Origin of the sequence: Pelagibius sp. CAU 1746 (assembly GCF_039839785.1) — a bacterium.
Lineage (GTDB): Bacteria > Pseudomonadota > Alphaproteobacteria > Kiloniellales > Kiloniellaceae > Pelagibius.
In genome coordinates this window covers 2,454,530-2,470,493 of sequence record NZ_JBDOQT010000001.1, presented here as the reverse complement: position 1 = coordinate 2,470,493, position 15,964 = coordinate 2,454,530, and the positions used below count along the sequence as shown (strand labels likewise).

Sequence of the window (15,964 nt, the reverse complement as noted above, 5' to 3'; positions counted from 1 at the left end):
CATGCCGCCCCTGAGCCGGCCGGCGGACGGGATCTGCATCGGACCCGCACCGGCATCGCAGTGGCCTTTGGGAAGCCTTCGGTCTAAGGCTCCTCCCGGCGCGCGGGGAACAACGGCGCAGCCACCGGCAGGATTTGTGGCGGCAGACCGTGGCCGAAGCGGGCTCTTGCACGAAGAGACAGGCAAGTATTGCCGAGGCTGACCCAGGGCGCCATTGCGGCTATGATGCTCGCATTGGTGGTTTCACTTCATCGAAGTGTAACTTCAAGCGGGGTGAATATTCGATGGTCGGCAGAACTTTCTCCGCGTCTCTGTTCGTCTTGTTCCTGGCTGGGTCTTCCCTCCTGCAAGGCTGCGCTGCCCCGGCGCGTTTGCCTGCGGTGCCGGAAGACCGTCAGTCCGCGGCGGCCGTGGCCGGAATGCCCGGCATTCGCTACTGGCAGGAAGCCGACATTCCGATGCTCATCGAAGACGGCAAGCAGTCGTACTATCGCGAGTTGGACCTGTGGCAGGCGTCAGGGCAGCAGGGCGAACTGCCCCCGGCCAGCTACCTGGCCGTCTCCGGCGGCGGTGAGGACGGGGCTTTCGGCGCGGGACTGCTCGTCGGCTGGAGCGAAGCCGGAACCCGGCCCGAATTCAAGCTGGTCACGGGCATCAGTACAGGTGCCCTGACCGCGCCCTTCGCCTTTCTGGGCAGCAGCTACGACAAACAGCTCAAGGACGTCTACACGACGATCTCGGCACGCGACGTTCTGGTGGAGCGCGGTCTGGCGGCGCTGATCTTCGACGACGCCCTTTCCGACAACGCGCCTCTGCGCAAGCTGATCGCAAGATACTTCGACGAGACCATGCTCCGCGCCATAGCCGAAGAACATGCCAAGGGGCGCGTGCTTCTGATCGGCACGACCAATATCGACGCACGGCGGCCCGTCGTCTGGAACATCACAAAGATCGCCGCCAGCGGCCATCCGGGTGCGCTGGATCTTATCCATGACGTGCTGGTGGCATCGGCCGCGATTCCAGCGGCCTTTCCGCCGACCATGATCGACGTCGAAGTCGACGGACAGAGCTACCAGGAAATGCATGTGGACGGCGGCGCGAGCGCCCAGGTGTTCGTATATCCAGGCGCCTTGCATGTGAAGGACGTGTCGCAGGAAGAGAAAGTGCAACGAGAACGGCGCGCCTACATCATCCGCAACGGACGCCTCGATCCACAGTGGGCGGAAACCGACCGGGTCACCTACAGCATCGGCAGCCGGGCGATCTCGTCATTGATACAGAATCAAGGCGTCGGGGATCTCTATCGAATCTACACACTGGCCCAGCGCGACGGCGTCGACTTCAACCTCGCGTTCATCCCGCCGACCTTCGACGTCCCTCTGAACGAGCCATTCGATCAGGCCTACATGAAAGCCCTGTATGACCTGGGCTACGAAATCGGCAAATCCGGCACCGTCTGGGCCAAGGAGCCGCCTGGTTACTGAGGACGGCGCCAGGCCGGAGGAGGCTCGCTGCCTCGCCCCGCTTTGTGCCGGTCCGCCCGATCCGCGGCGGCTGCCGCAAGCTTCGACGGACCATTGCGGGATTCGGTTTGCGCGACGAAGCGACAACACCCGGAGAACCCACCTTGAGGTTGCAAACAACGATCCATTTGCAACAATATGGCCGGCAAGACGCAGTTCCGTACCCCTGGCAAAACGAGATGACAATGGCCGGTGACGCTATCGATACCTCGGGGGCCTTCGCAGGCTTCCTCTCTGTGGATTTCATCATTTTCGGGGCGGCTTGCCTTACGGCCATCCTTCTCAACCTGATCACGATCCTGAACCTCTGCCGGGCCATGCGAAATCACAAGCCGCAAGGAAACGAGGGCGGGGCGCAAGGCTGGGGGCCCGACGCAACCCAGGTTGTCGGACTTTCCTTGATCGCCGGGGTCTTCATCATCGTCCTGGCGCTCCCCGGTGACCATGTCCCCTACGAAGGGCTTTTCGCGATCGCAGGGACAATCGTCGGGGCGCTGTTCGGGCAGTTGGGTCTAGGGGCCAAGGAAAAAACGAAATAGTGGACCATAAGCCGCCGTCCGGTGGGGGTGCCCCCCTGGACCCGACTCTGCCCAGCGTGCCAAAACCTGAACATGTCAGTTTCGCTCAACGTCCTCCCCCCGGATTCTCCCGCTTTCCAGGTTCTGAAAGACACCTTCGGCTATGCCAGCTTCCGGCCGGGCCAGGAGGAGGTCATCGCCGCCATCCTGGCCGGCGAGAGCGTGTTGACCGTGATGCCCACGGGCTCCGGCAAGTCGCTGTGCTTCCAGGTCCCGGCCCTGGTGAAGCAGGGCCTGACCCTGGTGGTCTCGCCGCTGGTCGCCCTCATGGAGGACCAGGTTGCGGCCCTGAAGCTGGACGGCGTCGCCGCCGAGACCATCAATTCCTCGCGCAGCCGGGAGACCAACGTGGCCGCCTGGCGCAAGGTGGCCGCCGGCGAACTCAGCCTGCTCTACATTTCGCCAGAGCGCCTCATGACCGAGCGCATGCTCGCCGCCCTGCGCCGCCTGCCACTTTCGCTCGTCGCCATCGACGAGGCCCATTGCATTTCCCGCTGGGGTCCCTCCTTCCGGCCGGAGTACGAGGCCCTGGCGCGCCTGCCCGAGATCTTCCCAGCGGTGCCGCTGGCCGCCTTCACCGCCACCGCCGACGAGGCGACGCAGCAGGACATCGCGGCGAAACTGTTTCAAGGGAAAGGGCGGACCTTCGTCACCGGCTTCGACCGGCCCAACATCAGCCTGGCCGTGGAGTTGCAGCGCGAATGGAAGCACCAACTCTTGGACTACGTGAAGGCACGGCCGGGCGAAAGCGGGATCGTCTACTGCCTGTCACGGCGCAAGACCGAGGAGGCCGCGGAACTGCTGGCCAGGGAAGGCCTGCGCGCCCTGCCCTACCACGCCGGCCTGGACAGCGCCACGCGCGCCCATCACCAGAACCTTTTCATGACCGAGCCCGGCGTCGTCATGGCTGCGACCATCGCCTTCGGCATGGGCATCGACAAGCCGGACGTGCGCTACGTCTTCCATGCCAACCTGCCGGCCAACATGGAGGCCTATTACCAGGAGCTGGGCCGCGCCGGGCGCGACGGCCGCCCGGCCGAGGCCTTCATGCTCTACGGGCTAAACGATATCCGCCAGCGCCGCATGTTCATCGAGGACGATGGCCAAGATGGAAAGGGGGGCGATACCGATCACAAGCGCCGCGAGCACAAGCGCCTCGACGCCCTGATCTCCTACTGCGAGACGGCGCAATGCCGCCGCCAGGCGTTGCTCGGCTACTTCGGCGAGGATTATCTGGCGGAGAACGGCGGGCCCTGCGGCAACTGCGACGTCTGCCTCAACCCGCCGGCCACCGAAGACGGCACGGTGATGGCGCAGCAGGCGCTGGCTGCGGTGGCGCAGAGCGGCGAGCGCTTCGGCGCCGCCCACATCGTCGACCTGCTGCGCGGCGCCGACACCGAGAAGATCCGCGGCCAGAGCCACGACCGCCTGCCCGCCTATGGCGCCGGCAAGGCCGAGGACAAGGAGACCTGGCGCTCGATCCTGCGCCAGCTTACCGCCGCCGAGCTGCTGCGCCTGGACATCACCGGCCATGGCGGCCTCAGCCTCACCGAGGCGGGCCGGCGGCTGCTGGACGGCGACGGCGAGTTCCGCTTCCGCCGCGACACCGCGCGCTCGCGCGGCAGCAAGGCGACGGCGCGCGCCAGAAAGGCCATGGCGGAGGCCGAACTCTCCACCGCCGACGAGCCCCTGCTGGCCGCGCTAAAGGACCTGCGCCTGACCTTCGCCAAGGAACGCGGCGTGCCCGCCTACGTTATCTTCGGCGACCGCTCCCTCATCGAGATGGCGCGCGACAAGCCGGGCGACCGCATCGCCTTCGCCCGCGTCTTCGGTGTCGGCGAGGCCAAGGTCCGCGACTTCGCGGAGCCCTTTCTGCAGGCCATTTCGGAATTCCAGGAGAAAGCGGCGGCCGGCAATTGAGCGGCGGCGCCGCGGCGTCCGCCCAGACCATACTTCGTCTGATGCCTCAGACCTTTACGATCGCCTTGATCTTTGCCCGCCTCTGGTTGGAAAGCGCGGCGATCTCGTTATCTTGTTCCTGAATGGCGGTGCGCGCCAGGTCCAGCAGCTGATCGCCGAAAGATAGGTCGAGCAGTTCGTTCGGCACACGCCTGTTCGACGTGACCGACCCGTCTTCGTAGGTCACGTTAAAGGTCGTGTATGCGGCGGTTTTGCCGCTGGTCTTTCTGCGAGCCATTTTGCAGTCTCCGTTCATCGCTGACCCGCTCGCTGGGCCCGGCAAAGTAAGGCGGTAACGCCGCTCTGGAAATACATCCGTGACCACTATTCCGTCGTCGGTGATCCGGCATCCTGGCTATCGCCGCTCTCCGGCGCGTCGTCTTGTCGCGTTTTCTCTTCGCGCGCTTCCTTTTTCTCGGCCGCGCGCTTCGCCTTTTTCTCCGCTTTCAGCCGCTCGCGCTCCCTGCGTTCAAAATCGTAATTGGGCCTTCTCGCCATCATCGTCCTCGCTGTTTGGTTTCTCGGACAGTCCGGCGACAAGGGCTTGGGTGCCGCAGCGGAAGAGTTCGCGCAAGCTCATGGCCGAGCGCTCAGCAAGGGAGCGAGGTGGCCGGCGTTACGGCACACGCGAGATCCGCGTCCGTGTCCGGGTTGCGCATCTGGCTGCAACCTAGAGCATTTGCCGGCAAAAGAAACGCTCAATCCTCCCTTCGGGCCGAGAGGCCCTCATCCGGTCGCCAGGAAGAACGCCAGATCCGCTACCTGACGTTCGTGCCGCCGGTGATCTTGTCCAGCGCCTGGGCCAGGTTGGTCACACTGCGCTCCACGTTGTGCAGCTTGTCGAGGCCGAAGAGGCCGACGCGGAAGGTCTGGAAATCTTCCGGCTCGTCGCACATCAGCGGCACGCCGGCGGCGGTCTGCAAACCCTCGGCGGCGAACTTGGCGCCCGACTTGATGCCCGGATCGTCGGTGTAGCAGACCACCACGCCCGGCGCTTCGAAGCCCGCCGCGGCGACAGACTTGAAGCCCCGCGCGGCCAAGAGTTCGCGCACCTTGGCGCCCAGTTCCAGCTGCTCGGCCATCACCTTTTCGAAGCCGTAAGCCTCGGTCTCCTTCATCGATTCGCAGAAGCCGCGCAGCGCATCCGTCGGCATGGTGGCGTGATAGGCATGGCCGCCATTTTCGTAGGCTTCCATGATCTCCAGCCACTTCTTCAAATCGCAGGCGAAGGAGGAGCTCTGCGTCGCCTTCACCTTTTCCTTTGCCGCGGCGCTCAGCATGACCAATCCGCTGCAGGGCGAGGAGGACCAGCCCTTCTGCGGAGCGGAGATCAGCACGTCGACGCCCACGGCCTGCATGTTCACCCAGACCGTGCCGGAGGCGATGCAGTCGAGCACGAAGAGGCCGCCGGCCTCGTGCACCGCCTCGGCCACCGCTTTCATGTAGTCCTCCGGCAGGATCATGCCGGAGGCCGTCTCCACGTGCGGCGCGAAGACCACGTCGGGCTTCGCCTCGCGGATCGCCGCCGTCACCTCCTCGATGGGCGCCGGCGCGAAGGCGGCCTGGCGTCCCTGCTCGATCTGGCGGGCCTTCAGGACGATGGTCTCGGCGGGAATGCTCCCGGCCTCGAGGATCTGAGTCCAGCGGTAGGAGAACCAGCCGTTGCGGATCACCAGCGCCTTCCTGCCCGTGGCGAGCTGGCGGGCCACCGCCTCCATGGCGTAGGTGCCGCCGCCCGGCACCACGGCCACGCCGCCGGAGCCGCCAACGTTGTAGACCTTTTTCAGGGTGGTGGAGATATCCACCATAACGCCCTGGAAGGCCTGGGACATGTGGTTCAGGGCACGGTCCGTGAAAACCACGGAGTATTCGAGGAGCCCATCAGGATCGACGTTGGGCAGCAAGGCGGTCATGGCTTCTCCACTGGGGACAGCTTGGGGACTCTTGAGGAGGTAAAAGAGGCCGCACCATAGCTGAAAAAGCCGCGAGGGGAAGGTCGTATTTGGCCGCAGGGGGCGTCCGTCGCACCGCCGGCGCGGCCCTCTCGACGCCGCGGCCTCAGCCGGCGAACTGCAGCACCCAAGCCAGCAGCAGGTCGAACTGGGCTTTCACGAAAGCCCAGGCCTCGCCGGCCGCCGCTTGGCCGTCGTCCAGCCAGGCGCCGAGGCCATCCAGGCCAAGGCCGCTCAGATCGAAACCGGTCAGATCCAGGCTTGCCCCGAACCTGCGGTAGAGGAACCAGCCGCCCGCCGCGACGCCGCCGATCAGAAGGATCTTCTTCAAGGGCTGGAGATAGGCTCCCAAGCGCTGGCGGCGCGCCAGCGAGCGCAGCACCCCGCGCTTCTGCTTGTTCTGGACCTGGAGTTCCTTCTGCCACTCGGAGCGCGCCGACGACAGCCGCTTCGACTCTTCGTTGTGCCACTGCGTGCGCGCCGCCGAGATCTGCTCGCGGGTATCCTCCTCCCAGCTCCTGCGCGCCTCCTCGAGCTGCGCCTTGGCCTTGGCCTCGGTGCGGAGAATCGCCTGGGAGACGGCTTCGGCGATGCGCTCCTCGCCTTCCTTGTTCCACTTGGCCAGCGCCGTCGCCTCGGCGGCGGCCGCACGGGTGCGCGAAGCCTCCAACTCACCCGCCTGCGCGGCCAGGCGCTGCTCGGCCGCGGCCGCGGTGGCCTCCGCCGCTTCGCGGTAGGAACGCTCGACCGCCAGCTTCTCTTCCCAGGCCTGTTCCAGGAAGTCCTTCTGCTCCGCGAGATGCTGCTGGATCTCGGCCTTGCGGGTCGCCTGTCCCTGGGTTTCCGCATCTTCCAGGCGGCTTTGCAGCTCCTGTAGCGCGGCCTCGGTCTTGGAGCGCTGCTGCTGCTCGCGCGCCAGTTCTTCGCGGACGCGGGCCTCCTTGGCTTCGGACTCCTCCTGCCAGCGCGCACGGGCGTTCTGCACGCGCGCCTCGGCGGCCGCTTCGGCCTCCTGCGCCACGCTCTGCACCGCCTGCGCCACCGCTTCTTCGACCGCGGCGGCGACCTTCGCCTTGCCTTCGGCCTCAGCCTTCACCTCGACGGTGACCAGCTTCGCCTGAGCCTCGGCCAGGCGCGCCTCGGCTTCGGCCAGACGGGCGGCGAGGCGCTGCTGTTCGGTCTCGGCCTCGGCGCGGTGAAGGCGCGCCGTCTCCGCATAGCGCTCGCTGTCGTATCGCCACTCCGTCTTGGCCGTCTCCAACCGGGCCTCGGCCCGCGCCTCGGCATCGCGTCTCGCTTGCTTGGCAGCCTCCTGCGCCGCCGCGTCGATGCGCGCGCGGGTTTCAGCCTCGATCTCCTCCGGCGCAGGCCCGGCGGCCGCCTCGGCCAGCTTCTCCTCCGCCTCGTCCAGACGGCGCTGCAGCTCCCGCGCTCCGCTCTCCACCCGCGCTTCCGCCTCGCGGCGGCGCGCCTGCTCCGCCGCCAGGGCGTCGGCGACTTCGCTGCGCCGTTGTTCGGCCTCCGTCAGCTTCTCCTCGGCCTCGGCGGCCCGTGCCTCGGCCGCCGCGCGCTCTTCCGCCGCCTCCGCCTCCCAGCGGGCACGGGCCTTTTCCAGGGACGCTCCACCGCCGCGGGCCTCGGTCAGGACCAGGCGGGTTTCCAGGTCCTGCACGCGGGCTTCCGCCTCGCTGCGCTGGCGCCGTTCCTCCTGCAAGACGCGCTCCGTCTCCTCCTTCCAGTCCGCGTAAGACTCTTCCAGGCGCGCGACGGCGGTTGCTTCGGCGATCTGCTTCGCCTGCTCGACAGCCGCCGCGGTACCGGCCTCCGCGTCCTGTGCGGCAGCGGCCGCAGCGGCGCGCGCCTGATCCAGCTCCTCGGAGAGGACAGCGATCTCCCGCTCGGCGGTCTGTGAAGCTTCGCCCGCGGCGGCGGCAGCCTGCTCCGCCTCCTGCGCGCGCCGCCCGGCCGCCTCGGCCTCGGCGTGCGTGCGGTCGCGTTCCTCGGTTAAGGCCGCGATCTTCCGTCCGGCGTCTGCCGCCGCCGCCTCGGCCGTCTGCGACGCCTCCACCGCACGCGCTTCGCTCTCGGCCAGGCGCCGCTCGATCGCTTCCAGAGTCCTCCCCGCTTCGGCGGCCTGGCGCTCGGCCTGCGAGCGGACAGCACGCTCGGCCTCCAGCTTCTCCTGCCAATCCCGCTCCAGGCGGCCGGCCTGATCGGACAGCAGAGCGTTGCGCTCCACCGCCGCGGCTTCATGCAGCCTGGTTTCGGTTTCGCGCCATTCGTTGTGCAGCGCCTCGCGCAGCCGCGCCTCGGCTTCCGCCACGGCTTCCCGTTGCGCTTTCGCCGCGCGGCGTTCCGAAAGACGCAGCGCCGCCTTCACTCGCCGCTCCATGCGGGCACGGGGAACCGGAGGGCCGCCCTCCGCGCGCCGGGCCACCCAAAGCGGCAGGTCGAATTGGCCGACGATGGTGGCGTTCTCGTCGCGGTCGATGCCGACGACGCGCACCGCCACGGCGATGGGCGGCTCCGCCTCCTCGGGCAATTGCAGTTCCAGGTCGTCCAGGTCGTCGGGGGTCAGCGACCAGCTTCCGTCTTCGTTGCCGGTGCCCCGGTTCAGGCGCGCGCGGAAAGGCAACTGCACCACGCGCAGCAGAAGGCGCCGGTAGCGCCGATAGGGCACCAGCAGCCGCGCCAGGTCCAGAGGAATGCAGACCAGGGACTCCTCGTCCTCCGGCAGGGCGCCGGAAGCAGTCGCCATCATATCGCTCATCGCATCGTCCTTGGGGCGGCCCGGTTTTCTTGTTCTTCGTCCGGGCAGGCCCGTCATCGCATCTGACCGCCATTCTGCGCCTAAAGCGGTAAAGCGATCGTTCATGATGATGTGACCATGCGGAACTATCGAATTGGATTTGACTCGAATGCCGCGGACATCGGGCGCCCATCACCGGGCGCCGCACGCCGGCGCCACGTCAGGGCGGGATACCGGAACCGGCCGGCCAGGCGGCCGGCGAAGCCGTGGCCTAGTCCAGAGACCCGCGGTCGATCAAGGCCCGGACCAGCACTTCCGTCTGCTCCGGCGGGAGACTGCTGCCGGCGATCAGCTCGATGCCCATGATCACGGACGTCGTCTCCACGGCCTGCGTGTAGATTGACGCATAGGTTTCACGATAGATCGCGCCATTGATATAGGCTTCGCAGGCGCGGAACAGGATGTCGCGCAGGTTCTGCAGTCCCTGGGTGCGCCGAAGCAGGCGTTGCATGTTGTCGATCTGGTTGGAGTTCAGCTCCAGTTCGGCATCCGCCTCTCCGGCGGCGGAGTTCTTGCCGCCGCCGCGCGCCATGAACTGGGCCGTGCGTTGGGCGGCCAGCCCGACGTCCGGCGCCGGCTCGGCGCAGACGAGCGTCGTATCGCCGAAGCGCTTCGTCAGAATTGCGCGGCTTTCCGCCCCCATTCTGACAAGCGACAGATCGCCGTCCTTGAGTTCGCTGGAATTGGCGATCTCGGCCGCGTCGGGGGCGCCGCGGAGGTCGCCGACGACAAAGGCCGTTCCCGCTCCGGCGGCGACCGAAAGAATCAAGGAAAGTATGATTGTGGTCAGAGGTCTCATTCGATCCTCCCGAGGCTTGGCTGCAAGCGCCACCCAGCCTACACCCCGAACGGGAAGAGCCTGAACCTTTTCTCCCCGGCGCCCGGCACCAGGGGCGACGCCGAAAGGGCTTCCCGGCCGCCCCGTCCCTTCTACCCCCGCGCCGAGGGAGCCCCGAAGAAGATCCGCCAGAGCTGGCGGCCGCCCAGCTCCCGGCGCAGTACGCCGAAGGCGTTGTAGGCCATGAAGGCGACGCCGGTCCAAATGATCGTCGCCCAGACCTGGTGCACGTCGCGGTGCTGGAAGACGCCGGCCACCGCAGCGCCGAAGCCGCCGTATTCGTCCCGCGCCTCGAAAGCCTTCTCCAGCAGCAGGGCGGCCATGGTCGCCACGGTATAGAAGGCCGTGCGCACCAGCACATCGACGATGGGGGGCCGGTGCTGGAGCCACTGTCCGATCGGCACCTTCTGCAGCACGATGACGACCTTGGCCGTCACCAAGGCGACCAGCATGGCCGTGGCGAGGCCGCTGAAGCGGATGCCGTACTGCGCCAGCAGCAGTTGCTTCAGCACCATGATCAAGGTGAAGCAGGCGGCGAAGTAGACCGTCACGCCGGCCAGCAGCTTCAGTTCGTCAGTCAGCCAGTGCAGGAACTTCATGGCCCCCCTCCCCGCTTTGTCGCCGCCCGGTCCGCAGACGGTCCGGCCACCCGCGCGCTTCGAAGGTTAGCCGAAGGCCGCCCCCTGCGCCACGGCGGCGTGTGCCTTCAGCAAGCGGAGGCGGCGCCTTTCCGGAGTTCCTCCGGCTGTTGCCCCTTCGGCGCCTTGCAGGCCGCTCGAACAAGCCGGCCAGCTTGACCGGAGGGCGGCGAATTCGCATGATCTGAAGTATGAATCCAGCTCACCTGGAAAATCTCGATGCGCCGCGGAAGGTCACTGCACCTGCCCCGGACACGCCCCCCGGAATGGTCACCCGTATAGAGGCGTCCGATCTCCCCGACGATTGTGCGCGGCGGCTGTGGTCCTGGTGGTCGTCGGCGGAGAGGCACCCCGTGCCGCCACGGCGGGAAGACTTCGACCCCGTCGAAGTTCCGCGCACCCTCGGCAACATCACGATCTTCGACGTCGAGCGCGATCCCTGGCGCTTCCGCGTGCGCCTGGTGGGGACGCGCATCGTGGAGGAAACCGGCCGCGACACGACCGGCGTCTATCTCGATGAGTTGGAGAACGTCGAGACCATCACCCTGCGGGCCCGCTGGGCCGCCGAGAACGGCCGCCCCTATTTCGTGCCCCAGGCGCCCGTGGCCTGGACATCGAAGAAGTTCAGGCACTACGCGACCCTGGCCCTCCCCCTCGTCGACGGCACGGGCCAGACCTGCATGATCCTCTACTACATGTCGTTTTCGTGAGCCACTAAGATACGTCGCCTATCCGGCCGACAAGGCCGTCGGCTCGCCGAATGGCGTCGTCAGGTGATGCACGTAGTTGTCCCTACCAACAGTGCCAACGGACTCACACACTCAACTCGTTGAGTACCTCTGAAATAAATGCGAGCTCTTCTGGTGACTGGCGTTCATCGGCATCCATAACTGCGATCATGGCACGAACCAGACGCTTATCCGATTCCGGATCATTTCGAACTTTCAGCCGCAAGAGGCTTTCAGCAATCGCATGGATATCTGGCCGTAGTCTTCGAATGTAGCGATCTAGCGCACTACGGTCGGACTCCTGAAATCCAATCCCTTTTCGATCACAGACATCCGCAGAAAAATCCAGAATCTGTTCCACTTCAAGGTCATCTAGCTGACCATCGCTCTGGCTCAGCGCAGCCAGTATGCATAGTTCGTCCGCGCAAACCTCGCGCTGCACCTCCCCCGCCTTCGCCTCCGTGCTCCTAGAAATAGCCATACCGGACACCGGCAGTGGGAGATCGATACCCAAATCACCAAAAGAGTCGACGGGCTCCCATATCACGCCGTCCCAATCGATGACGGAAACAATTCGATCAGTTCTAAAACTCCTTACCGCTTTGCGTTCGTGGCAGAAAGCTCGCATCAGGTAGTTGCCGTCATTCGACTCACGAAATCCGTTGATCGTGACACGTCGCCGGGAAACGGCATTCTTCGAATCTCGGTATTCCATCGCAAAAGTCAGACCACCAATCGCTTCATCATCAAGATCGGTGGCCAACCCTGCTGGCTGGTCGGCGATGAGCACGGCCACCGGATCAATCCGATACTCAACGTCCTCGGGAAAGACATCGTCGCTGTCTGATAACTCCGGATCGAAATCGGGAATGATGACCGCAGACCGGATCGGCCGCTCTGTGAAAAGCTTAAAAATCTGGACGTACATCTATATGCCTCCAAATCACCACTTCTCTTATTAGTAGAAGATCGTAGTAATTTAGACATGTAATAATCAAGGCGTTTAGATGGGTAGTTGCGCCTATTTCCCCCTACCCCCGCACCCTCTCCCCCTTCGGGTCATACATCGGCTTGAGGCTGGCTTCCGCTTCAAACCTCTCCCCCGCCACCTCGATCTCGTAGGCTGAGGCCAGCAGTTCCGCCGCGCTCTCGCCCGCCTCGCACTTGACGTAGCCCAGGCCGATGGCGGCGCCCAGATGGTGGCCGTAGGCGCCGCTGGTCAGGTGCCCGGCGATGCGACCGTCGCGCCAGATGGGCTCGTTGTGGTAGAGCAGCGGCTCGGGGTCCTGGAGCCGGAACTGGACCAGGCGGCGGGTCAGGCCTTCCTCCTGCTTCCGCAGCACGGCATCGCGGCCGAGGAAGTCGCCGTACCTGCCGGCCGGCTTCTCCGCCTTCACCGCGAAGCCGAGGCCGGCTTCCAGCACGTGGTCCTCGTCGGAGATGTCGTGGCCGAAGTGGCGGAAGGCCTTTTCGATGCGGCAGGAGTCCAGCACGTGCATCCCGCACAGACGCGGGCTTCCCTGGGGTCCGATCTCCTGACCTGCCTCCATGAGCACGTCAAAAACGTGGCGCGCCGTGTCGGCGGGCACGTAGAGCTCCCAGCCCAGCTCGCCGACGTAGGAGACTCGGTGGGCGCGGGCCTGGGCCAGGCCGATCTCGATGACCTGCGCCGTGCCGAAAGGAAAGGACTCGTTATCGAGGCGTGACGGCGTCAAAGGCTGCAAGAGATCGCGCGCCTTGGGCCCCATGACGCAGAGCACCGCTTCGCCCGCCGTCACCTCCGTGGCCACGCAGTGGGCGTCTTCGGGGATGTGGCGCTGCAGCCAGGCCAGGTCGCGGCGGCCCACAGCGGCGCCGGTGACGACGAGGAACTCGGTCTCGCCGAGGCGCGTCACGGTGAGGTCGGCCTCGATGCCGCCGCGCGCGTTCAGCCACTGGGTATAGACGATGCGCCCCGGTTCCACGGCGATGTCGTTGGCGCAGATCTTCTGCAGCACGGCCTCGGCGTCGCGCCCCGCGACGCGGATCTTGGCGAAGGAGGTCATGTCGAAGAGGCCGACGCCCTCGCGCACCGCCCGGTGCTCGGCGGCGGCATGGTCGAACCAGTTCTGACGGCCCCAGGAATAGCGGTACTCGGCCTTCTCGCCACCCTTCTCTCCGGGGGCCCGCGCCTCGGGCGGCAGGAACCAGTTGGCGCGCTCCCAGCCCGCGGTCTCGCCGAAGCAGGCGCCGTGCGCGGCCAAGCGCTCGTGCAGCGGCGAAGTGCGGATGCCGCGCGCCGTCGCGAACTGGCGGTAGGGGAAGTGGTCGGCGTAGAGCAGGCCGAGGGATTCCTCGGCGCGCGCGGCCAGGTAGCTCTTGTTGTTCTGGAACGGCTGCAGGCGGCGGATGTCCACGTCCCAGAGGTCGAAGGGCGGCGACCCGCCCTCCATCCACTCGGCCAGCGCCTTGCCGGCGCCGCCGGCCGACTGGATGCCCACCGAGTTGAAGCCGGCGGCGACGTAGAAGTTCTTCAGCTCCGGCGCCTCGCCCAGGATATAGCGGTCGTCCGGCGTGAAGCTCTCGGGCCCGTTGAAGAAGGTGTGGATGCCCGCGGTCTCCAGGATCGGCAGGCGCGCGACCGCGGCCTCCAGGATCGGCGCGAAGTGGTCGAAGTCCTCCGGCAACTGGTCGAAGCAGAAGTCCTCGGGGATGCCGTCCAGGCCCCAGGGCTTGGCCTTGGGCTCGAAAGCGCCCAGCAGGATCTTGCCCGCGTCCTCCTTGTAGTAGGCGCACTCGTCGGGCACGCGCAGGACGGGCAGGTTGCGTGGCAGCTCCGGAATGTCCTCGGTAACGATGTAGAAGTGCTCGCAGGCCTGCAGCGGCACGGCGACGCCGGCCATGAGGCCCACCTCCCGCCCCCACATGCCGGCGCAGTTCACGACATAGTCGGCGGCGATTGTGCCCTTGTCGGTCTCGACGCCGGTGACGCGGCCCTTGTCCTGCGTAATCGCGGTGACCTTGGTCTGCTCGAAGATCCGCACGCCCTTCTGGCGCGCGCCCTTGGCCAGGGCATGGGCGATGTTGGCCGGGTCGGCCTGGCCGTCCTTGGGCAGGAAGACGCCGCCGGTAGCGCCCTCCAGGTTCAGCAGCGGGTACTTCGCCTGTACCTCCTCCGGCGTCAGGACCTCCACCTCCAGGCCGAAGGTCTTGGCCATGGAGGCGCCGCGCTTCAGTTCCTCCAGGCGCTCGGCCGTCAACGCGACGGAGAGCGAACCGTTCTGCCTGAAGCCGGTGGCGACGCCGGTCTCCGCCTCCAGCGTCGCATAGAGCTCGGCCGAATACTTGGCGAGCTGGGTCATGTTGGAGGTCGCGCGGAGCTGGCCGATGAGGCCCGCCGCGTGCCAGGTGGTGCCGCAGGTGAGCTGCTTGCGCTCCAGCAGCACCACGTCGGACCAGCCGAGCTTGGCCAGGTGGTAGGCGACGGAGCAGCCGATGACGCCGCCGCCGATGATCACCGCGCGTGCCTGGGTCGGGAGTTCACTCATGGATTTGTCTTTCTCGGATCAGAAGTCGCACCGCTTGCACCACAAACTTCTTTCGTCACCCTCGGGCTTGACCCGAGGGTCCCAAGGCTCAATTGGGGCGAGCGCTCGGGCAGGTGGCTCTTATCCCCGCTCGCGCTCACTGCCGCTCGCTTGGCCGGGATGTCGGCCTGAATGCAGGGCTCCATAGTCTATCGCCCCGCATCAATAAACCGGCGGCGAGATGACCCAGATCACCTCGCAAGGGGCCTTGCCGGGATTGCGCCAGCGCGTCGGCTCGCGTTCCGTGCGGAAGGAATCGCCGGCCTTCAGGTGGAAATGCCGCCCGCCGATCCACAGCTCCAGCTCGCCGGCAACCAGGTAGCCGGTCTCCTCGGTATCGCGGGTGATGACCTGCCTGCGCTCGGCGCCGGGCGCGAAGACGCTGCGCAGCACCTCGAAGCCGCCGCCCAGGTCCGGCGACAGCAATTCTTCGGTCAGGCCGGTCTCGGCCGAGCCGATGCGGCGGCGCCCGGCGGCGCGCACCACGTGGCCGCGCTCCTCCTCCGGCGCATCTTCCCGGACAAGGAACCAGGACATGGGCGCCTCCAGCGCCGCCGCAAGCGCCCGCAGATCATCGATCCCGAGTTCTGAAAGGCCGCGCTCGACCTGGCTGAGGAAGCCGACCGAACGCCCGACCTTCACGGCCAGTTCGGTGAGCGTCAGGCCGCGCGTCTTGCGCAGCGCCCGCAGGTCGCGGCCGAGCTTCCCGCCGGGCAGCAACGCCTCGCTTTCTCCGGCCGATTTCCGCCGCAGCGCCATGCGGCCCTCCTCTCACGCCTTTCGCCTTACCGGAGGGTCGCACTCCTGTCGTGAAAATTCTAGTAATTTTTTCACCAGCGTTTCGAAGGCCATGCGAGGCGCTTTCCACACCACAAGGGTTGCGCCGGGAGCATCCCATCCTAGGTTGGAAGGGTCGTCTTATACTTTCTCAGGAGCTTGCCGATGACGCAGAAGCCGCACAGCGCCACCGTATCCATGGCCGGGGAGACCTTAGTCGCGAAACTCGGCGCGGCCACCATTGCCTCCTCCGACCGCGCCATGATTCTGGAAGAAGTGAACGGCGAGAAAGCCTACCCGCCCGTGGTTTACTTCCCCCTCGACGACATCGATGCGGATGCGCTGGAGGCCACGGACCACCGGACCCATTGCCCCATCAAGGGGGATGCCAGCTACTACACCGTAAAGGGCGATGGCCAGAGACTGGAGAACGCCGCCTGGACCTACCGAGACCCCCTGCCCCTGGTCGGTGCGGTGAAGAACTACGTCGCCTTCTATCCCGGCAAAGTGAGCGTCGAACGGGCGTAAGCACGCACCGCCTTCGCGCTCCAGTCTGCAGTGGGTCCCGAGCCTATGCCCAGCCCTCCGCGCGCCGG

General features: G+C 66.4%; 14 protein-coding genes. 5 read left to right on the top strand and 9 right to left on the bottom strand.

Going from position 1 to position 15,964, the window contains the following annotated elements; genetic code table 11:
* The first annotated feature begins 284 nt into the window (after positions 1 to 284).
* From AAFN88_RS11725 to recQ, 3 genes are all read left to right on the top strand, one after another.
* On the top strand, positions 285 to 1,484 hold the full coding sequence (locus AAFN88_RS11725; RefSeq protein WP_347520494.1) for a patatin-like phospholipase family protein: 1,200 nt from the start codon (positions 285 to 287) through the stop codon (positions 1,482 to 1,484).
* Positions 1,485 to 1,591: 107 nt separating this feature from the next.
* Positions 1,592 to 2,062 (top strand): hypothetical protein, encoded by a 471-nt coding sequence (locus tag AAFN88_RS11720; protein WP_347520493.1) that lies wholly within the window; start codon positions 1,592 to 1,594, stop codon positions 2,060 to 2,062.
* Positions 2,063 to 2,134: 72 nt separating this feature from the next.
* Entirely contained in the window at positions 2,135 to 4,021 is a 1,887-nt protein-coding gene (gene recQ, locus AAFN88_RS11715) for a DNA helicase RecQ (protein ID WP_347520492.1), read from the top strand.
* 46 nt (positions 4,022 to 4,067) lie between these two features.
* On the opposite strand, the gene AAFN88_RS11710 is transcribed toward recQ, so the two are convergent.
* The 6 genes from AAFN88_RS11710 to AAFN88_RS11685 all read right to left on the bottom strand — a co-directional run bounded on the left by AAFN88_RS11710 (position 4,068) and on the right by AAFN88_RS11685 (position 10,258).
* Positions 4,068 to 4,298 (bottom strand): hypothetical protein, encoded by a 231-nt coding sequence (locus AAFN88_RS11710; protein WP_347520491.1) that lies wholly within the window; start codon positions 4,296 to 4,298, stop codon positions 4,068 to 4,070.
* Between the two features lie 86 nt (positions 4,299 to 4,384).
* Positions 4,385 to 4,561: a hypothetical protein gene (locus AAFN88_RS11705; protein ID WP_347520490.1), complete on the bottom strand. Its 177-nt coding sequence runs from the start codon at positions 4,559 to 4,561 to the stop codon at positions 4,385 to 4,387.
* 257 nt (positions 4,562 to 4,818) lie between these two features.
* A complete protein-coding gene (locus AAFN88_RS11700; protein WP_347520489.1) occupies positions 4,819 to 5,973 on the bottom strand; it encodes an alanine--glyoxylate aminotransferase family protein in 1,155 nt (384 codons plus the stop codon).
* A gap of 145 nt (positions 5,974 to 6,118) precedes the next feature.
* Entirely contained in the window at positions 6,119 to 8,782 is a 2,664-nt protein-coding gene (locus AAFN88_RS11695; protein WP_347520488.1) for a hypothetical protein, read from the bottom strand.
* A gap of 250 nt (positions 8,783 to 9,032) precedes the next feature.
* Positions 9,033 to 9,653 carry a hypothetical protein gene (locus AAFN88_RS11690; RefSeq protein ID WP_347520487.1) on the bottom strand — a complete coding sequence of 207 codons (621 nt, stop codon included), beginning with the start codon at positions 9,651 to 9,653 and terminating at the stop codon, positions 9,033 to 9,035.
* A gap of 98 nt (positions 9,654 to 9,751) precedes the next feature.
* Positions 9,752 to 10,258: a hypothetical protein gene (locus tag AAFN88_RS11685; protein WP_347520486.1), complete on the bottom strand. Its 507-nt coding sequence runs from the start codon at positions 10,256 to 10,258 to the stop codon at positions 9,752 to 9,754.
* 305 nt (positions 10,259 to 10,563) lie between these two features.
* On the opposite strand from AAFN88_RS11685, the gene AAFN88_RS11680 reads away from it, so the two are divergent.
* Positions 10,564 to 11,007 carry a PAS domain-containing protein gene (locus AAFN88_RS11680; RefSeq protein ID WP_347520485.1) on the top strand — a complete coding sequence of 148 codons (444 nt, stop codon included), beginning with the start codon at positions 10,564 to 10,566 and terminating at the stop codon, positions 11,005 to 11,007.
* A gap of 103 nt (positions 11,008 to 11,110) precedes the next feature.
* On the opposite strand, the gene AAFN88_RS11675 is transcribed toward AAFN88_RS11680, so the two are convergent.
* From AAFN88_RS11675 to AAFN88_RS11665, 3 genes are all read right to left on the bottom strand, one after another.
* Positions 11,111 to 11,953 (bottom strand): WYL domain-containing protein, encoded by an 843-nt coding sequence (locus AAFN88_RS11675; RefSeq protein ID WP_347520484.1) that lies wholly within the window; start codon positions 11,951 to 11,953, stop codon positions 11,111 to 11,113.
* Between the two features lie 103 nt (positions 11,954 to 12,056).
* The gene (locus AAFN88_RS11670) at positions 12,057 to 14,552 is read right to left on the bottom strand and encodes an FAD-dependent oxidoreductase (protein WP_347520483.1); all 2,496 of its coding nucleotides are present in this window, start codon (positions 14,550 to 14,552) and stop codon (positions 12,057 to 12,059) included.
* 201 nt (positions 14,553 to 14,753) lie between these two features.
* Complete coding sequence (locus tag AAFN88_RS11665; protein ID WP_347520482.1) at positions 14,754 to 15,350, bottom strand: XRE family transcriptional regulator; 597 nt, start codon at positions 15,348 to 15,350, stop codon at positions 14,754 to 14,756.
* 183 nt (positions 15,351 to 15,533) lie between these two features.
* On the opposite strand from AAFN88_RS11665, the gene AAFN88_RS11660 reads away from it, so the two are divergent.
* A complete protein-coding gene (locus AAFN88_RS11660; protein WP_347520481.1) occupies positions 15,534 to 15,896 on the top strand; it encodes a DUF427 domain-containing protein in 363 nt (120 codons plus the stop codon).
* Positions 15,897 to 15,964: the final 68 nt, after the last annotated feature.

Coding starts and splice junctions, on each gene's coding strand:
- AAFN88_RS11725 (WP_347520494.1), top strand. CDS start 285: ATGGTCGGCAGAACTTTCTCCGCGTCTCTGTTCGTCTTGTTCCTGGCT.
- recQ (WP_347520492.1), top strand. CDS start 2,135: ATGTCAGTTTCGCTCAACGTCCTCCCCCCGGATTCTCCCGCTTTCCAG.
- AAFN88_RS11710 (WP_347520491.1), bottom strand. CDS start 4,298: ATGGCTCGCAGAAAGACCAGCGGCAAAACCGCCGCATACACGACCTTT.
- AAFN88_RS11705 (WP_347520490.1), bottom strand. CDS start 4,561: ATGATGGCGAGAAGGCCCAATTACGATTTTGAACGCAGGGAGCGCGAG.
- AAFN88_RS11700 (WP_347520489.1), bottom strand. CDS start 5,973: ATGACCGCCTTGCTGCCCAACGTCGATCCTGATGGGCTCCTCGAATAC.
- AAFN88_RS11695 (WP_347520488.1), bottom strand. CDS start 8,782: ATGAGCGATATGATGGCGACTGCTTCCGGCGCCCTGCCGGAGGACGAG.
- AAFN88_RS11685 (WP_347520486.1), bottom strand. CDS start 10,258: ATGAAGTTCCTGCACTGGCTGACTGACGAACTGAAGCTGCTGGCCGGC.
- AAFN88_RS11680 (WP_347520485.1), top strand. CDS start 10,564: ATGGTCACCCGTATAGAGGCGTCCGATCTCCCCGACGATTGTGCGCGG.
- AAFN88_RS11675 (WP_347520484.1), bottom strand. CDS start 11,953: ATGTACGTCCAGATTTTTAAGCTTTTCACAGAGCGGCCGATCCGGTCT.
- AAFN88_RS11670 (WP_347520483.1), bottom strand. CDS start 14,552: ATGAGTGAACTCCCGACCCAGGCACGCGCGGTGATCATCGGCGGCGGC.
- AAFN88_RS11665 (WP_347520482.1), bottom strand. CDS start 15,350: ATGGCGCTGCGGCGGAAATCGGCCGGAGAAAGCGAGGCGTTGCTGCCC.
- AAFN88_RS11660 (WP_347520481.1), top strand. CDS start 15,534: ATGACGCAGAAGCCGCACAGCGCCACCGTATCCATGGCCGGGGAGACC.